At 29.6% G+C, this 18,001-nt stretch carries 17 protein-coding genes and 1 other RNA gene; 13 read left to right on the forward strand and 5 right to left on the reverse strand.

Annotated elements, in window-relative coordinates; translation table 11 throughout:
- The first annotated feature begins 6 nt into the window (after positions 1 to 6).
- The 8 genes from spoIVA (at position 7) to LJD34_RS05790 (ending at position 5,541) form a co-directional block, all read left to right on the forward strand.
- Positions 7 to 1,479, forward strand: a complete 1,473-nt coding sequence (gene spoIVA, locus LJD34_RS05755; RefSeq protein ID WP_022001834.1) for a stage IV sporulation protein A — start codon at positions 7 to 9, stop codon at positions 1,477 to 1,479.
- 90 nt (positions 1,480 to 1,569) lie between these two features.
- Positions 1,570 to 1,842 carry an HU family DNA-binding protein gene (locus tag LJD34_RS05760; RefSeq protein ID WP_022001833.1) on the forward strand — a complete coding sequence of 91 codons (273 nt, stop codon included), beginning with the start codon at positions 1,570 to 1,572 and terminating at the stop codon, positions 1,840 to 1,842.
- Between the two features lie 59 nt (positions 1,843 to 1,901).
- Positions 1,902 to 2,615, forward strand: coding sequence for a zinc metallopeptidase (locus tag LJD34_RS05765; RefSeq protein WP_022001832.1), 714 nt, complete (start codon positions 1,902 to 1,904; stop codon positions 2,613 to 2,615).
- Between the two features lie 62 nt (positions 2,616 to 2,677).
- Positions 2,678 to 3,160, forward strand: a complete 483-nt coding sequence (locus LJD34_RS05770; protein WP_032090598.1) for a hypothetical protein — start codon at positions 2,678 to 2,680, stop codon at positions 3,158 to 3,160.
- Between the two features lie 6 nt (positions 3,161 to 3,166).
- Positions 3,167 to 3,754: a DnaD domain-containing protein gene (locus LJD34_RS05775; RefSeq protein ID WP_175301856.1), complete on the forward strand. Its 588-nt coding sequence runs from the start codon at positions 3,167 to 3,169 to the stop codon at positions 3,752 to 3,754.
- Positions 3,747 to 4,388: an endonuclease III gene (gene nth, locus LJD34_RS05780; RefSeq protein WP_032090596.1), complete on the forward strand. Its 642-nt coding sequence runs from the start codon at positions 3,747 to 3,749 to the stop codon at positions 4,386 to 4,388. Before LJD34_RS05775 ends, nth begins: the two co-directional genes overlap by 8 nt.
- Before the next feature lie 2 nt (positions 4,389 to 4,390).
- Positions 4,391 to 5,029 (forward strand): lactate utilization protein, encoded by a 639-nt coding sequence (locus LJD34_RS05785; protein ID WP_227359401.1) that lies wholly within the window; start codon positions 4,391 to 4,393, stop codon positions 5,027 to 5,029.
- Positions 5,030 to 5,040: 11 nt separating this feature from the next.
- Complete coding sequence (locus LJD34_RS05790; RefSeq protein WP_022001827.1) at positions 5,041 to 5,541, forward strand: hypothetical protein; 501 nt, start codon at positions 5,041 to 5,043, stop codon at positions 5,539 to 5,541.
- 29 nt (positions 5,542 to 5,570) lie between these two features.
- Here LJD34_RS05790 and LJD34_RS05795 read toward each other — a convergent pair whose 3' ends face one another.
- The 5 genes from LJD34_RS05795 to recU all read right to left on the reverse strand — a co-directional run bounded on the left by LJD34_RS05795 (position 5,571) and on the right by recU (position 14,359).
- Positions 5,571 to 7,022: a C69 family dipeptidase gene (locus tag LJD34_RS05795; RefSeq protein ID WP_022001826.1), complete on the reverse strand. Its 1,452-nt coding sequence runs from the start codon at positions 7,020 to 7,022 to the stop codon at positions 5,571 to 5,573.
- 55 nt (positions 7,023 to 7,077) lie between these two features.
- Positions 7,078 to 8,679: a sensor domain-containing diguanylate cyclase gene (locus LJD34_RS05800; RefSeq protein WP_022001825.1), complete on the reverse strand. Its 1,602-nt coding sequence runs from the start codon at positions 8,677 to 8,679 to the stop codon at positions 7,078 to 7,080.
- Between the two features lie 77 nt (positions 8,680 to 8,756).
- On the reverse strand, positions 8,757 to 11,414 hold the full coding sequence (locus LJD34_RS05805) for a transglycosylase domain-containing protein (protein WP_022001824.1): 2,658 nt from the start codon (positions 11,412 to 11,414) through the stop codon (positions 8,757 to 8,759).
- Positions 11,415 to 11,507: 93 nt separating this feature from the next.
- Complete coding sequence (locus LJD34_RS05810) at positions 11,508 to 13,775, reverse strand: transglycosylase domain-containing protein (RefSeq protein WP_022001823.1); 2,268 nt, start codon at positions 13,773 to 13,775, stop codon at positions 11,508 to 11,510.
- Positions 13,772 to 14,359, reverse strand: coding sequence for a Holliday junction resolvase RecU (gene recU / locus LJD34_RS05815; RefSeq protein WP_022001822.1), 588 nt, complete (start codon positions 14,357 to 14,359; stop codon positions 13,772 to 13,774). The genes LJD34_RS05810 and recU overlap by 4 nt, the downstream gene beginning before the upstream one ends.
- Positions 14,360 to 14,498: 139 nt before the next feature.
- On the opposite strand from recU, the gene LJD34_RS05820 reads away from it, so the two are divergent.
- The 5 genes from LJD34_RS05820 to LJD34_RS05840 all read left to right on the forward strand — a co-directional run bounded on the left by LJD34_RS05820 (position 14,499) and on the right by LJD34_RS05840 (position 17,832).
- The gene (locus LJD34_RS05820; RefSeq protein ID WP_022001821.1) at positions 14,499 to 14,831 is read left to right on the forward strand and encodes a DivIVA domain-containing protein; all 333 of its coding nucleotides are present in this window, start codon (positions 14,499 to 14,501) and stop codon (positions 14,829 to 14,831) included.
- Between the two features lie 2 nt (positions 14,832 to 14,833).
- An RNA gene (gene rnpB, locus LJD34_RS05825) (RNase P RNA component class B) lies at positions 14,834 to 15,158 on the forward strand.
- A gap of 57 nt (positions 15,159 to 15,215) precedes the next feature.
- On the forward strand, positions 15,216 to 16,619 hold the full coding sequence (locus LJD34_RS05830) for a TrkH family potassium uptake protein (protein WP_119363748.1): 1,404 nt from the start codon (positions 15,216 to 15,218) through the stop codon (positions 16,617 to 16,619).
- 4 nt (positions 16,620 to 16,623) lie between these two features.
- Entirely contained in the window at positions 16,624 to 17,283 is a 660-nt protein-coding gene (locus LJD34_RS05835) for a potassium channel family protein (protein WP_022001819.1), read from the forward strand.
- 9 nt (positions 17,284 to 17,292) lie between these two features.
- Entirely contained in the window at positions 17,293 to 17,832 is a 540-nt protein-coding gene (locus LJD34_RS05840) for a TetR/AcrR family transcriptional regulator C-terminal domain-containing protein (protein WP_032090589.1), read from the forward strand.
- The last annotated feature ends 169 nt before the right edge of the window (positions 17,833 to 18,001 follow it).

An 18,001-nucleotide genomic window follows, 5' to 3' on the forward strand; every position in this document is an offset into this window, starting at 1 on the left:
ATGATAATGGAAACGAAACAAATTCTTAAAGATATTGGTAAAAGATGTCAAGGTGATATTTATTTAGGAATTGTTGGACCTGTAAGAAGTGGAAAATCGACTTTTATTAAAAGATTTATGGAAATGGCGGTTATTCCTTATATTGAAGATCCTGATGTAAAGATAAGAACGATCGATGAACTTCCACAATCAGGAAAAGGCAAAATGATTATGACTGTAGAACCTAAGTTTATACCGAATCAAGCCGTCAAGATAGATTTACAAGATGATTTTAAAATCAATGTACGTTTAGTTGATTGTGTAGGATATGTGATTGAAGGGGCAAGTGGTTATCAAGATGACAGTGGGATACGTCTTGTTAAAACACCATGGTATAATGAAAGTATACCTTTTGATCAAGCAGCTAAAATTGGAACAAAAAAGGTTATTCAAGATCATTCAACGATTGGAATCGTTGTTACTAGTGATGGTAGTTTTCTAGATATTGATGAACAAAGTTATCACAGTGCAACAAAAGAAATCATTCAAGAGTTGCAAGATATAGGGAAACCATTTATTGTGATTGTCAATAGTAAAGATCCTTCAAGTTCAAAGTGTCAAAATGTTGTTGAAAGTTATCAAAAAGAATACGATGTACCAATCATTGCTATTGATACAACCAACATGTTAGAAACTCAAATCGTGCATCTTTTACAAGAAGCACTTAATGAATTTGGAATTCATGAAGTGAAAATTGAAGTTCCACGTTATATTGCAATGTTAAATCAAAAACATTGGTTAAAACAAACATTAGATGAAGCACTAAAAAATTCATTAGTAGAAATCAAAAAAATAAAAGATGTCAAACATCTTACAGAAGGTATTGAATCGTATGACTTTGTTAAAAGAGCTTATTTAAAAAGTGTCGATACATCTCATTCTTCAGCGACGATTCGCATTGAAGAAAGAAATGGTTTATATGATGAATTACTAACAAATATTGTTGGTTATGAAGTAGATCGTTCTTCTATTCTTGCCTTGTTACAAGAATTGATGACTATCAAGGATGAATATGATGGTATTTCGAATGCCCTTAGTATGGTAAGACAAACAGGTTATGGTTATGCGATTCCTCGTTTAGAAGAAATAGAATTATCAAAACCAGAAATTATTAAACAAGGTTCTAGATATGGAATGAAGTTAAAAAGTAAAGCAGCAACCACTTATATGATTAAAATTGATATTGAAAGTACATTTGAACCAATTATTGGTTCAAAGCAACAAGCGGAAAGCTTTATTGATTATTTAAATCATAATGGAAATGATAAGGAAGCTATTTTTTCATGTGATGTTTTTGGCAGAAAATTAGGTGATTTAATAGAAGAAGGGATGTATTATAAATTGAATATGATTCCAGAAAATGCAAGTTTAAAAATACATGATATATTGTCAAAAATTGTAAATAAAGGTAAATCAAATGTGATAGCAATTGTTTTATAATTTTTTAAAAAAGTTCTTTAAAAATCTCTTGAAACAACATTTTTTAGATGCTATACTAACCTAGTATTTTTATTATTGCGGGGTGTGAAAATGAATAAGAAAGAATTAGTTGAATCAGTTTCAATAGAACGTAATTTAACAAAAAAAGAAGCAGAACTACTTGTAGATACTGTGTTTAATACGATTACTAGAAGCGTTGTTGAAGGAGATAAGGTACTTATTTCTGGATTTGGTACTTTTAAAGTCAATGATCGTAAAGCTAGAAAAGGAATTTCTCCTAAAACTCAAGAAGAAATGATTATTCCTGCTAGTAAAACAGTGACATTTAAACCTAGTAACAGATTAAAAGATGCTATGAATTAAGCATCTTTTTCATTTTCTGTTCATAATAGAAGTGTAAACTATAAATCGAGGTGAATAAAATGTTTAATTATTACTATTATACAAATTCTTATTATATGTTAGGGAATATACTTGTTCTAGTTGGTGTTGCTTTGATGGCACTTGCACAAATGAAAGTTTCAAGTGCTTATAATAAATATTCAAAGGTTCAAAATAGCAGACATTTAACGGGCTATGATGTGGCGCGAGAAATTCTTGATCAACATGGTTTGTCTTCTGTTCAAATCTTTGAAGTTCAAGGACGTTTAAGCGATCACTATAATCCAAGTAACCAAACATTACATCTATCTCGTGATATTTATCATGGGACAAGTATTGCTTCACTTGCGGTAGCTGCTCACGAATGTGGACATGCACTTCAACATCAAGAAGGTTATAGACCATTGACATTTAGAAATGCTATCGTTCCTGTATGTAACTTTTCTTATAATTTAGGATGGGTTGCTATTATGATTGGTCTTTTTATGGGAAGAACATCTATTGCTTGGATTGGTGTTTTACTTACAAGCTTAATGTTGTTATTTCAAATTGTTACCCTTCCAGTTGAATTTGATGCATCTTCTAGAGCTTTGAGTATTTTAAATGATCGTTATTTAGTTCAAGATGAATATTTTGGAGCTAAAAAAATGTTAACAGCTGCAGCGCTAACCTATGTTGCAGGAATGTTATCGACCCTTCTTTCATTGCTTAGAATTGTCTTAGTTGTTTTAGGAAATGATCGAGGAAGAGACTAAGCCAAAAGGCTTTTTCTTTTTGTTTAAAAAGGTTATAATAAGGTGGCATGGAGGAATAATGTATGAAAGCTTTTTTTAGAAAACATCGTTTTAAAATCGTGTTAACATTTTTAGTTATTGTTTTTGTATATATATGTTTTTACATGCTTTGGGTACATGTTCCTTACACAAAGCATAAAAATGATTTAGTAAGTATACAAGAAGAAATATGTAGTCAATACCATTATGACTATGATGACTATTTTAATGCTTATCAAAATAAGAAAATAAATTATATTGTTAAAGTGAAAAATAAAAAGAAAACAATGTATGTTGTATGTAATAAAAAATTAAAAAAGGTGGATACTTTTGAAGGTAAAACTATTTCTAAAAAAGAAGTGAAGAATGCTTTTGTTCAAAAATATCAAGTAAATCCAACAAAAGTAGAGATAGGATATGAAAATGATCAATTTGTTTATTGTTTAACTTATAAAGGAAAGGATACTTTATTATATGCGTTTTATTCTTTAGATAATGGAGAATTTTTGAAAGCATATAAATTATAAAAAGATATGATTAAATATTTAAAAGATTTAGAATGTATAAATTTAGAAAGATTATTACTTTTAAGAGGGAAAGAACTCTCTTTGACAGATGAAGAATGTCATATATTACTATTGATTGATACTTTTGTTACGTTGCACAAAAAAATGATTACACCTTCATTATTATTAAAATATTCATCACTTACTCCTCATGAAATGGATCATATTTTAGATTCTCTTTTAAAGAAAAAATGGATTTTTAATAAAAATGGAGCGATATGTTTAAATCATTTTGAAGAAAAACTTTTAGAAAATAAAGAAGCTCCAGTAGAAGAAAAAATGAATATGGTTGATATTTTTGAAGAACAATTTGGTAGACCATTAACACCGATGGAATTTGATAGTATTAAAGAGTGGGTTCAAAGCGGTTATAGTGAAGAAATAATTTTAAAAGCTTTAAAAGAAGCTGTTAAAAGTCAAGTTTTAACTTTAAGATATATTGAAGGTATTTTAATTAATTGGGCTCAAAATGGAGTTAAAGAAAGATATATTGATGAAAAACCACAAGAAAGAAAAGTAAAAGAAAGTCATTATCATTGGTGGGAAGATGAATAAAGAAAAAACAAACAAAGTATTAGATTACTTTGAAGAACTCTTTCCTGATGCTCATTGTGAACTCAATCATCAAAATGTCTTTGAACTTTTAGTAGCCGTCATGCTTTCAGCACAAACAACTGATAAAAAAGTCAATCAAGTGACAGCTTCACTTTTTAAAAAGTATCCTACTGTTGAATCTTTTGCTTTAGCATCTTTAGAAGATTTACAAGATGATATTAAAATTATTGGGCTCTATAGAAATAAAGCTAAAAATTTAAAGAAAATGGCACAGGTTTTGCTTGAAGAATACAATGGTGAAGTGCCAAAAACAAGAAAAGAGTTAGAAAGTTTACCAGGAGTAGGGAGAAAAACAACGAATGTTGTTTTATCTGTTGGTTTTGATGAACCTGCATTTGCTGTAGATACACATGTTGAACGGATTTCTAAAAGATTAGGCTTTGCTAAAAAAGATGATACAGTAAATGATGTTGAAAGAAAGGTTTGTCGTTCTATTCCTAGAGATAGATGGAATAAAGCACATCATCAGTTCATATTCTTTGGTAGATATTTTTGTAAAGCACAAAATCCAAATTGTAAAGAATGTCATTTATATGATATGTGTAAAGATAAAATAAAAGAAGTGAGAAAATAAGCATGGATCAAAATATTCAAAAAATATTAGAAATAAAAAATAAAAAAATGCAAAAAGCATTTAATCAAAATCATATTGAATTACTTTTTTTAGATAACAAACAAGAATTATTAAATTATTTAGATTCTTTACTTAAAGATGATCAAACAGTAGGTGTTGGTGGTTCAATGACTTTATTTGAAACAGGAGTTATTAATTATTTAAGAAATAAACCTGTTCGTTTTTTAGATCGTTATCAAGAAGGTCTTTCTAGAGATGAAATTGAAGATGTTTTTCATCAATCATTACTCGCTGATGTTTATTTAACAAGTTCAAATGCAATCGATAGAAATGGAAATCTTTATAATATTGATGGAAATGGGAATCGAGTAGCAGCAATGATTTATGGTCCTAAAAAAGTGATTGTGATTGTTGGCATGATTAAGATTTTTGATGATGAAGATTCAGCTATTCAACATATTAAAAACATATCATGTCCAGCCAATGCATTACGTTTACATAAGAACACACCATGTGTTCAAGTTGGAAAATGCGTAGATTGTCAAAGTGACGATCGTATATGTAGTGCTTATGTGAAGATTGCAAGGCAACCGTTAAGTAGAATGACGGTGCTTGTTATAAATGAAGAATTAGGATATTAGGGGGTAATACTATGTTTGAAAAAGTAAATATTCAAGATTTAAAGTTTAATCCTTTTGATGAAATTAGTAATCATTGGGTACTTATTTCAGCTAAAAAAGATGGAGTTGTTAATACAATGACAGCAAGTTGGGGACAACTTGGACATTTATGGGGTAAAAATGTAATGACTGTTTATATTCGACCTCAAAGATATACGAAAGAATTTGTAGATGCCGGAGATTATTTTACTGTTACTCTATTTGATGGTTATAAAAAGGAATTAGGTGTTTTAGGTTCTAAATCTGGTAGAGATGGCGATAAAATTGCTGAAGTTTCTTTTGATATAGAAGAAGTAGAAAATCAACCAACTTTTAAACAAGGTAAAATGGTTTTTGTATGTAAGAAAATTTATAGTGATATGATTGATCCTAAACAATTTATTGATTCATCTTTAGATGAAAGATGGTATCCACAAAAAGATTATCATCAAAGATATATTGGTGAAATTATTGCTGTTTATGAAAATAAATAAAAGTTAAAAGAGGTTCGAATGAACCTCTTTTATGCGTCTGAACGTTCAAATTTATTTTTCATTGAAAGACTTAATTCGTTTAAAACAAGTGAAATTGTTTTATTTGTTTCTTCTTTTAACATATCAGCTATTTCTTGATTGGCTTGATGTTTAAGTTGAAGTTGTTTGTTTAAATCGTTTTCTTTTTGTAAAAGTTCATCATAGATGTTTATTAAGTGATGCCCTTTAGCCATAACATTTTTTTGATAACGTTCGATATGAATAGATGATTTCTTATAGGAAGCATCTGCCATAGCAGCAATTAAACGACTTGACCAATAGAAATTATCTGTAGAGACAGTTTCTGTTGTATTAGATAAATAATCTGGTGTTTGTGTAATATTTCCATAGAAAGGAACTATAGTATTAAATACGTTAGATGCATAAGCAATCCATTCTATTGCTTGATAGGCTGGTGATACATGATTTCTAAGTTGGATAATAGATAAGAAATCATTTCTATTGATACCAATAGGACGATACATTCCTTTTTTTGATAAATCTCCATATGTTTTATAAGGGTCAAAATCAGTTCCTTGGAAATGTAAAGATAAAACATATTTAACATCTTCTACTGTAATTTTCTTTTCTGGTACTTGTGACCATGGAATATCATCATCAAATGGTTGATGATTAAATGTATGTGGATTAAAATATCTTTCAATATCATAAGTACGTGGTGTATTGTAAATATGATCAGAATCATCATGACTTCCAAATGTGTCACGAGCATTAAATTTAGAATTTAAAGAAAGATCTAGATGATATTTTTCTATGAATTCTTTCATATCTGAAGAACACATATGATTTTTCTTGGAAGTAAGTGCATCTTCTAAATCAAAATTATCAATACCAAATTGATTAGGCATAGCTACATAGTGATCATCTGGAACTTTTTTAGCTATCCAATGATGTCCACCAATTGTTTCTAACCACCATATTTCATTTTGATCTTGAAAAGCAATTCCATTCATTTCATAGGTACCATATTTCTCTAATAGTTGACCTAATCTTTCAACACCTTCACGGGCACTATGAATATAAGGTAAAACAATATAAACAATATCTTCTTCTCCAATTCCACCAGGAATATTGTTTTCTTGATCATATTCTACTAATGGATCAGCCCCTAATACTCTTGGATTTGAGGTAATTGTTTCTGTTGCTGTCATCGCAATATTTTCTTCATTAATACCGCTGGCAGCCCAAATTCCTTTTCCTTTAACCGCATTAGGCATTGCTGTATAAGACATAGGATGATCTGGTAAATCAATTTCTAAATGTGAAATAACTGTTTTATATTTTCTTTTTTGTTCTTTTGAAGAAATGACAATAAATTTTTTAGGTGTAAAACCATTAGCTCCAGAATCATCATTTCTAGCAATCATTGTAGAACCATCATAGGATGCATTTTTTCCTACTAATAATGTTGTACAAGACATAAAATTCCCCCTTTATGTTTTTATATTATAATACAAAAAAAGGGAAATGCATCCCTTATGATTGATATTTAATGGTAAATTGACTTCTACCATTTCTTTTAGAATGATAAAGAGCCTCATCAGCTTCTTTAAAAGCTTCATCAAAAGTTAATGATGTATTAAATGCATAAATACCCATACTCATAGAAAAACGAAGACGATTATGAGATAAAGTAATTTCATCTAAATGATTCATTAATTCTTTACATAAATAATTTAAATCATTTTGAATATTTTTCACAAAGATAACAAATTCATCTCCACCCATTCTAATTACAATATCATCTTGATTTGTATAAAACAATAAATACTTAGCTAGTGAAATTAATAATTCATTTCCTGATAAATGACCATAAGTATCATTAACTTCTTTAAAATGATCAATATCTAAAACAATTAAAGCATTTTTTTGACCAGGATGATGCTTAATATATTCATTAACAATATATTTTCCAGCTTCTAAATTATATAAATGAGTAAGAGAATCTCTTTGAGCTCTTTGTTTTAAAGTATTTTGTTCATGCCAACGATGAGTAATATCTGAAGCTGTTGCTAGTATGATTTCAGGTTCATCATTTGAATTATAAATAGTAGTAGCATCTAATGATTTAACATAATAATCTTTTGAATTTCTTTGATGTTCTCTAAAAATAATTGGTCCTTTACTTTTTTGAGTAAATAAATCAACTATTTTTTGTTTATCTTCTTCAAAGACAGTAGACTTTGAAGAAGTAACATAATCTAAATAATGATCATAAACTCTTTTTTTAGATTGATCTAAAATATCAATAATCATACGATCTTCATGAATATGATATTCTAATATAGAAATAGAATTATCTTTTAATGCCATTTGATATTTTTCTTTTTCAATTAATGAATTTAATTCTCTATTTTTAATAGGCGTAATATCACTTATGCAACTTTGAACAAGCACATCTTTTTGTAAATTAAAAATAAATTGTCCTTGATCATAGACCCATAAATAACTATGATCTTTTCTTCTAATACGATACTCTAATTGATGTCTTTCAAGAGAAGAGACGTCTTTTGAAAGTGTTTCAATGACATGATAAACATCATTTTTATGAATACAATTAATCCACTGATTTTGTACATCGTTTAAAAATTCTTCTTTACTATGATATAAAAGTAGATTTAATAAATGGTCATTTACATCGATAATTGTTAGATTTTTATCTAATTTAAAAGAACATATAGGTAATGAAAAAGATTCTTCTTTTTCATGAGATATGTTATTTCCTATAGAAGTATGAAGAAGTTCTATTTGATTATTTTTAAGTACAATACTATAAAAATATTGAGTTGTTGCTTGATATTCTTCCATATGAAGAATAAAACTACCTTCAATTACACATACTGAATCATTTTGATAAATAATATTTGTATTAAATTCATCAATAAAGAATGTAAATTGATTAGATTTGTATTGCTTTAAATGATTAATAATATCATCATATGTTAATACACCTTCTGTATTTAAACCCATGGCTTTGATATTTTTAGATAAATAGGGTAGTAATTGTTCAATATCTTGATTATTAAAAATCATTTCTAGAATATTTTTTGTATATGTTTCATAATTTTCAATAGCCATTTTCTTTTTCCTCGCTATCTTATTATAACATTATCTAAAATAAAAACCATTCATTTAAACAAATGAATGGTTTTTCGTTAAGATACTGTAAAATGAATGGTTTTTTCAACAGATGCTGAACCATTAGATTCTAAGAATTTAATAGAATATGAACGTCCATGACTTAAATTAGAAAATGTAGCGCTATGATGGTTAACAGATGAAAGTACATTTCCATTTTGATCATATAAAGCAATTGTCACACTATGACCTTGACCTTGAACTGAAATGGTTGCTTGAATAGAGGTTGATGAAATGGTTGCCCCATCATTTATTTGACCACTATCACAAGAAAGTGATGCATTTACTGTTGATAAATTAATAGATAAATCTTTTTCTATTTGATTAGATGTACGTTCTGGTGCTCTTTCATAACTATAGAAACCAATTACTTTTACATTTTGATTGACTGTATAGTTCAGTGTTCCACTTGAAGTAGAGAAGTTTTCTCGATGAAGTTCTTGACCATTTTGATCTTGAACGACAACTGTATAAACAACTTTACCAAATGTTTTCGTTGAATCATTAGCATTTTCATCAGTAACGGCGTTTTCAGGATTATATGGAGCAAAGTTAAAGGTAATACTTTGACCACTTAAACTTACATCAAATGAAGAAAGTCCAGCTAAATTAAAGACATCACTATCAACGCTTTGAGTAGGGGCAGTTCCTTTTTTAAACCAAGCTTGAATAATCATATCTTCGCTCATTCCTTCACTTGGTGAAACATATGGATAAATACCTTTGACCATCGCTGCTTGTTCAACATCATCTGGTTGATCAGGATAAGATTTTTGACTTCCTTTACTTTGTAAATGATTTAAAAGTGTTTGAACAACTTTACCAGGATAAGCTTTATATTGACTCGTTGTTTTACCTTTATCAATACCTTCTTTACCAAATCCCATCCATACAGAACAGATATAGTCAGATGTATAAGCTGACATCCATAAATCACGGCTTTTACCTGCCATTCCATTTTTAGCCGTACTAGACCAGTTAGAAGTACCTGTTTTAGCACCTACATTTTCAATACCACTGACATACGCATAATTACCACTACCATTTTTTGTATAATCAAGCATGACTTGTCTTACCATAAAAGCACTTGCTTTTGAATAAGCACTTTGTTTTGCATTATTTTGGATTTCTTCATCGATATTAAAGGTTTCTCCAGTTTGTACAACCTCTACATAATTGATTGTATGACTTTCTGTGTAAAGACCATTATTAGAAATAGTAGCGTAAGCTCCTGCCATTTCAAGTGGGGAAATACCATAAGACCAACCACCAATGGCACTTGCTAGACCAATATTTTCTTTATTCATTGAAATACCAATAGATTCCATCGCTTCTTGGATTTTATCACTACCAATTTTTTGTTGAACTTCATCAAATGTTTTAATAGCTGGTATATTCCATGAATTTTCAAGAGCGTTTTCAACTGTTACTAAGCCATGGAACTGACGATCCCAGTTTTTAAATTTACCATTATAGTAATCATCATCATTAATTGAATGTCCTGTAGACCAATCAAGATTTTCAAAAGCAAGTCCATAATCCAAGAACGGTTTAACAGATGAACCAGGTTGTTGTTTTTGTGTAGCATAATTATAATTACCAAAGTTATAATTACGTCCACCAATGACAGCGACAATACGACCATCTTGGCTTGATTGAACAGCACCACCCATACGCATATCTTCATCACTATAATCATATTTTTCACCATTACCAATAGCAGCAGCAAGTGCTTGGGTTTCACTATTACAATATGTATAGATATTCATTTGTGTTTTTAAAGGATCTAATCCTGTTCTTTTCTTTACTTCATCTGTTACGATATCTACATAAGCTGCATTAACGGAACTGTTTGTAATTTTAGATGAGCATAACATGTTTTCAACCTTCACATTTTTGGCGTCATCACATTCTTTTTGAGTGATATAACCATGCTTCACCATAAGATTTAAAATTGTATTACGTCTTTCCGTAGCGTTATTTAAACAATAATAAGGATCATAGTTGTATGGTGAATTTAAACTTCCTGCAAGCATAGCTGCTTCTGGTAGAGTCAATTCACTAACATCTTTATCAAAATAATAACGAGAAGCAGAAGAAATACCAATTGAACGTGTACTTCTACCAAAATAGATCTTATTTAAATAAAGTGTTAAAATTTCCTCTTTGCTTAAAGCTTTATCCGCTTGGATAGCAAGAATAATTTCACTAAACTTTCTCGTATATGTTTTTTCAGCATTAGGGAAGTAAGTTTTTTTAATCAATTGTTGGGTGATTGTAGAACCTCCACCTCTAATACCTCCGGCTACTAAATTAGACATAGCTGCTTTAGCAATACGTGGTAAGTCAAAACCATTATGTTCAAAGAAACGAGAATCTTCAGCAGCAACAACAGCATCAACAAGAACTTGTGGAAGATCTTCATAGGTGATATTTTCTCTTGTTCCATTTTCTTCACTACCATAAGTATAAAGAACTTGTCCTTGATCATCGTACATCACACTTGCACCGGATGATAAAAGTTTCTTTGCATCAAAGGTTTCTGTATCTTTATAGACACCATAGGCTAGAACACTCACACCACCAATTAAAGCAACTAAGATACATATAGTAAGAGCGATAAATACTTTCTTTTTATTTATTTTCTTTTGAGTTTTATTTTTTTTCGAAGACATAAGATACCTCCATATTTTTCTTATACAAGTATACCTTATTTTGTATATTAAAAGCAAATTTTAGCCAAAAATAAAAGCCAACATTGTTGACTTTTATTGATTCGTATTTGGATTTGGTTGACTACTTTCACCACTTGAGCTACTACTATTACCACCAGAAGAACCACCGCTTGTATTACCTCCAGTAGTACCACTAGAAGTACCACTATTATCTGTTGAGGTTCCATTATTAGAAGAACCATTATTTTCAGTATTTGTATTTGAATTGTTGTTTTGATTGTTTGAATTGTTATTAGTTTCAGAAGATTGATTTTCATTTGTATTGGTTTGATTTTCTTCTGTTTGTGTTTCTTCAGTTGTTTCTTCGCTTATTGCAGCATGTCCTTCATGCTTAGTTCCTTTTTTATAATAATCATCTCCATCTTTTACAACAGTAGAAGGTTGTGAAGGATATGATTTATCTCCTTTTTTACTTTGTAGATGCTTTAATAAAGTTTGTACTACTTTACCAGGATAAGCTTTATAACGACTGGTTGTTTTTCCTTTTTCAATACCTTCTTGACCAAATCCCATCCATACAGAACAAATATAATTAGAATTATAAGCAGTCATCCATAAATCACGACTCTTACCAGCCATGCCTTTTTTAGCACTGCTGCCCCAGTTAGAAGTACCTGTTTTAGCACCGACATTAGAAAGACCAGATAAGTATGCATAGTTACCACTACCATTTTTAGTATAATCTAACATCACTTGTCTTACCATATAAGCACTAGCTTTGGAATAGTCACTTTGTTTAGCATTGTTTTGAATTTCTTTATCAATCTCATATCTTTCACCAGTTTGAACAACTTCAATATAATTGATTGTATGACTTTCAGTATATAAGCCATTATTAGAAATCGTTGCATAGGCACTTGCCATTTCAACTGGAGAAATTCCTTTATTCCATCCACCAATAGCATAAGATAAATTGGTTACATTACTTTCACTGGACATATCAATACCAATTGATTCCATTGCGGAAGTAACGCCTGATTTACCGATTTCTTTAGTCACTTCTTCATAAGTTTTAATGGCTGGGATATTCCAAGAATTTTCTAGAGCACTTGTAAGTGTAACAGTTCCATGGAATTTTCTATCCCAGTTTTTAGGAGTAAATTTACCTTTAGAATAAGGTGTATCCTCTAATGTTTTACCAGTACACCAATCTAAGTTTTCAAAAGCTAAACCATAATCTAAAAACGGTTTTACAGAAGAACCGGGTTGTTGCTTACTTGTTGCATAGCTGTAATTTCCAAAGTTATAATTACGACCACCAATAACAGCGACGATACGACCATCTTGACTTGATTGAACAGATCCACCCATACGCATATCTTCATCACTATAACTATATTTTTCACCATTACCTAAAGCACTCGCAAGTGTTTGAGTATCAACATCACAATAAGTATAGATATTCATTTGGGTTTTTAAAGGATCAAGTTTTGTTCTTTTTTTAACTTCAGCTGTTACCATATCAACATAAGCAGCAAGTGTGTTATTATTGGTTGTAGGTGAAGCACAAAGTGTATTTTCAATCTTTGTATTAACTGCTTCGTCATATTCACTTTGAGTAATATAACCATGTTTAACCATGAGTTTTAAAATAGTATTACGTCTTTTTGTAGCGTTATTTAAACAATAATAAGGATCATAGTTATAAGGTGAATTTAAGCTACCTGCAAGCATGGCTGCTTCTGGAAGTGTTAATTCACTTACATCCTTATTAAAATAATATTTTGTAGCAGCAGCAATCCCAATTGAGCTTGTACTTCTACCAAAATAAATCTTATTTAAATAAAGAGTTAAGATTTCTTCTTTACTTAAAGCTTTATCTGCTTGAATAGCAAGAATAATTTCACTAAATTTACGTGAGTAAGTTCTTTGAGCATCAGGGAAATAAGTCTTTTTAATCAACTGTTGAGTAATGGTAGAACCACCACCTGTAATATCTCCCGCTTTTAAGTTAGATAATGCCGCTTTAACAATACGTGGTAAATCAAAACCATTATGTTCAAAGAAACGAGAATCTTCAGCAGCTACAATGGCATCTACTAAAACTTGTGGTAAGTCATCATAGGTCACATTTTTTCGTGTACCGTTTTCTTGACTACCATAAGTGTACATAATATCACCATTACTGTCATACATGACACTTGCTCCAGAGGATAACAGTTTTTTAGAATCAAAAGTAGCTGTATCCTTATATACACTATAACCAAATATACATGCAAAAACTAAGATTAAACAAAGAATAAGCATTGTTACTACTTGAATGATTTTTTTTGAATTTAATTTTTTTGTTTGTCTTTTCATTTAAATACCTCACAATAATATTGATCAATAATTTCTAAATAATGAAGACGAGGAAGAAATCCTTGCCTTATCAAATGACCTTTTTCTTTTATTGTTTCATAACGAAGGGATTTACGATCGTTTTTTCTATATGCTTCTACCATAAAAGAAGCATCTAAGAGATAAACTTCATTCACTTTTGTAAAGGCGATAATTAAAAAAGCAATTCCTCCATGATGAATGACTTTATCGAGATGATTAATTTGATGTAAAGAAATGTTCGTAAAGGGAAAAGATAATGTTTTTGTTTCTTTTGCTTCAAAATCAATATATTTTCCTTTATAAATACCATTATAATCTGTTGTTGAAGGGGTTCTAAAATAAGCTTCTACTATTTTTGCTGAACTTCTTTCTGGATAAGAAACCTTGACAATTTGAATAGGGGTAGGTTTTTTATGAATAACTGCAATATCATGTGATAAATAATATTCATTTGTTAAGTTAATATCTTCTTCTAAGTTCATTCCACGGTGAGCAGTATTATGTTTACCTTCAATCATAGATGTATAATGATTATTTTTTTTCTTATTTGGATAATTAACCATAGAAACTCCTTTTTATTTGCATATATATGGGTATTATAACACATATTTTTTTTGTGATAACAACTCTTTGATAAGAAATCATATTTTATCTTGAAAAAAGGAAATAAATTGGTACAATGAGGTAAAGGAGTTGAAAAGCATGGAATATAAAGTCGTATTAAGTCCAAAAAAAATTGTCAGTAAAGAATTTAAAGTTGATTTTAAAGGGTACAATGCGGATGAGGTTGATCACTTCTTGGATCAAGTTGTAAAAGATTATGAAGCTTTTGCTGGACTATTGAATAATTCTTATGATAGAATAGAACAGCTTGAAAGACGTCTTGCTGATCAAAAAGCTATGATAGCTCGATTAGAAAGAGAAAAAGCTTTACAAGATGATAACTTAAGAGCATTAGAAGATAATGTTTCTTCCAATGTAGATATCTTAAAAAGATTATCATTATTAGAAAAAGCAGTATTTCAAAATAAATAACAAATGACAGATAATCGCTGCTTCATTGAAGTAGAGGAAAGTCCAGGCTGCCACAATCTGCGATGATTGTAGTGTTTGTGCCTCACGAATCAATAAGTGAGGGTAGTGTAAACTAACGACAGAAGGAAAACCTAAGGGCAACTATGGTAGAACTTCATAAATGGCTCCACAGAGACAATTCCATAGGAAACTATGGCTGAAAAGAGGAAAGCTCCGCAAGGCAGAAACCCAAATTTGGTAGGGGAACCTTTAAAACGAAATTGAACGGGATAGAGGACGTGTAAACGTAGATAAATGATTATCTAATACAGAACTTGGCTTATTATCATTTGTTTTAAATTGGCATGGAAACATGTCTTTTTTTAATAGAACCGAGGGGAAAATATGCAAAGAAAAACACTTCATAAACAATATAAAAAACTAGGTATATCAGCAGTTAGAAGAATTGGCTTTAGCTTTTTTGCGGTTATTTTAATAGGGTCAATTTTATTAAGTTTACCAATGAGTCATAGTGTTCATTCAACAAGTAGTTATTTAGATCATCTATTTGTTGCAACTTCAGCAACCTGTGTAACAGGCTTAGTGACTCATGTAACAGCTAGTGAATATACGCTTTTTGGACAAATAGTCATTATTTTATTGATTCAAATAGGTGGGTTAGGATTTTTAACACTGATGTCGATGTTCTTTGTTCTTTTAAAAAGAAAACTAACCTACGCTAATAAGATTGTCATGCAGGAAGCTTTAAATAGAAATTCATTAAATGAAACAGGTATTTATATTAAAAGAGTTATTAAATATACAGTTTGTTTTGAACTTATTGGAGCAATTTGTCTTGCTTTTGTTTTTATTCCACAATTTGGAATCCTTAAAGGAATTTATTATAGTTTATTTCATGCAATTTCAGCATTTTGTAATGCTGGATTTGATATTTTAGGAAATAATTCAATGGTTCCTTATGTAGGCAATGTTTGGATCAATTTAGTTATTTGTGGTTTGATTATTGCTGGTGGTTTAGGTTTTGTTGTGTGGATCGATTTACGTTTATCTTTGATTCATTATAGAGAACATTTTAAGTATTTTAAAATGAAAAGGTATTTAGAATCTTTATCTTTACATACAAAGATTGCATTGATTTCTACATTTGTTTTAATTTTTGGAGGAATGACCGTTATTTTCATATTAGAATTTCAAAATCCGCTAACATTAAAATCTTTACCATTTTCACAAAAGATACTCGCAAGTTTTTTTCAATCAGTAACACTTAGAACAGCTGGATTTGCGACAGTAGATATGGCTTCTTTACATCAAGCAACGAAGTTTTTTATGTCTATTATTATGTTTATCGGTGGTTCTCCTGCAGGAACTGCTGGTGGTGTTAAAACGGTAACTTTTGTTATTGGATTGTTATACGTCCGTGCATTAATGCGTGGTGATGAAAATATTCATGTTTTTAAAAGAACAATTGATGATCAAATTGTTAAAAGAGCATTAACAATTATGTTGATTAGTTTTGCGATTGCTTTAACAGGTTTATTTATTTTATCAATAAGTGAGCAGGCAGATTTTATTGATCTACTTTTTGAAGTTTTTTCTGCTTTTGCGACAGTAGGATTAACAGCGGGTATTACACCAACACTGACATTTGTTGGAAAAATTGTTATAATTATTTTGATGTATATAGGACGTATTGGTCCTATTACTATGGTTTTGATTTTTGTAAGAAAATATAACGCTAAGAAAGGAAAAGATGTGAACTATATAAAAGAACATATCTTAATAGGATAATGAGATGGAAAAACAATTTGTTGTATTAGGGCTTGGAATTTTTGGCTCTACACTTGTTAAGACACTTTCTCAATATGGTAGAGAAGTCATTGCAATTGATAAAAATCCTGAAAATGTACAAAGAGTGGCTGATTTTGCGACAAAAGCAGTTATTGGTGATGTCACAGATTTTCAATTTTTATCAGATTTAGGATTAGATGATATGGATGTAGGAATTGTTGCTATTGGAGATCGATTAGAAGATAGTATTTTAGCTACAATGAATCTAAAAGAACTGGGAGTACCTTATGTTATTGTTAAAGCTAAAAACAAACGTTTTAAAGTTGTTTTAGAAAAAATAGGTGCTGATTATGTTGTCCGTCCTGAAAAAGAAATGGGAGAAAAAGTAGCAAGAACATTACTTCGAAAAAATATTAAAGATTTAATTGAATTAGATGAAGAAAATTGTATTGTTGAAATGAAAGTACCTCAAGCATGGGTAGGAAAAACATTATCACAACTAGATTTAAGAAAACTTTATAGTATCAATGTTTTAGGTAAACGAAATCCTCATACACATAAGTTAGAAGTTCCTGTAGATCCTAATTTAGAAATAGAATTAAATGATACTTTCCTTGTTTTAGCACAAACTGATGAAATAGAAAAATATGATTATTTATTATAGAGGTTTATTATGAAAAACGAAGAAACTTTATTTTTGTTTGCTAAAGCAATCAAAAGCTTAATAAAAAAACAGCCTTTAGATAAAATTACTGTAACAGATATTGTTTCAACAGCAGGAAAAACCAGACAAACATTTTATCGACATTTTCAAGATAAATATGATTTAGTTAATTGGTATTTTGAAAAATTAGTTTTAAAATCATTTGAAGAAATGAATCAAGGTGGTTCGTTACAAGAAGCACTTAATTTAAAGTTTGCTTTTATTGAACAAGAACATGCTTTCTTTAAAGAAGCTTTTAAATCAAATGATTATAATAATTTAATTCATTATGATTTTTGCTGTATCTATGATTTTTATAAAAATTATATTTATAAAAATACAGGAAAGACATTATCTTCAGATATAGATTTTTTATTAAATATGTATTGTCGAGGTTCTGTAGATATGACAGTAGAATGGGTCTTAAATGATATACCTATCAAAAAAGAAGAAATAGTTAGCTATTTAATAGAAGCTATTCCTGATAAACTAAAAGAATATATGAAATAATTGGTCATACTGACCAATTATTTTTTTTGGACAATCTGTCCAATATAAAAACCTCCTTCATATAACATGATAATGGAGAAGATTAGAAAAGAGAAATGATGGTGACATTTTCACTGAATTTTATCGTGACAAAATCGCTGGGTCTTAACATTTTTTATAAAAGGGATTG

Origin of the sequence: Faecalibacillus sp. MSK20_93, from assembly GCF_020589945.1 — a bacterium.
Classification (GTDB): domain Bacteria; phylum Bacillota_I; class Bacilli_A; order Erysipelotrichales; family Coprobacillaceae; genus Faecalibacillus; species Faecalibacillus intestinalis.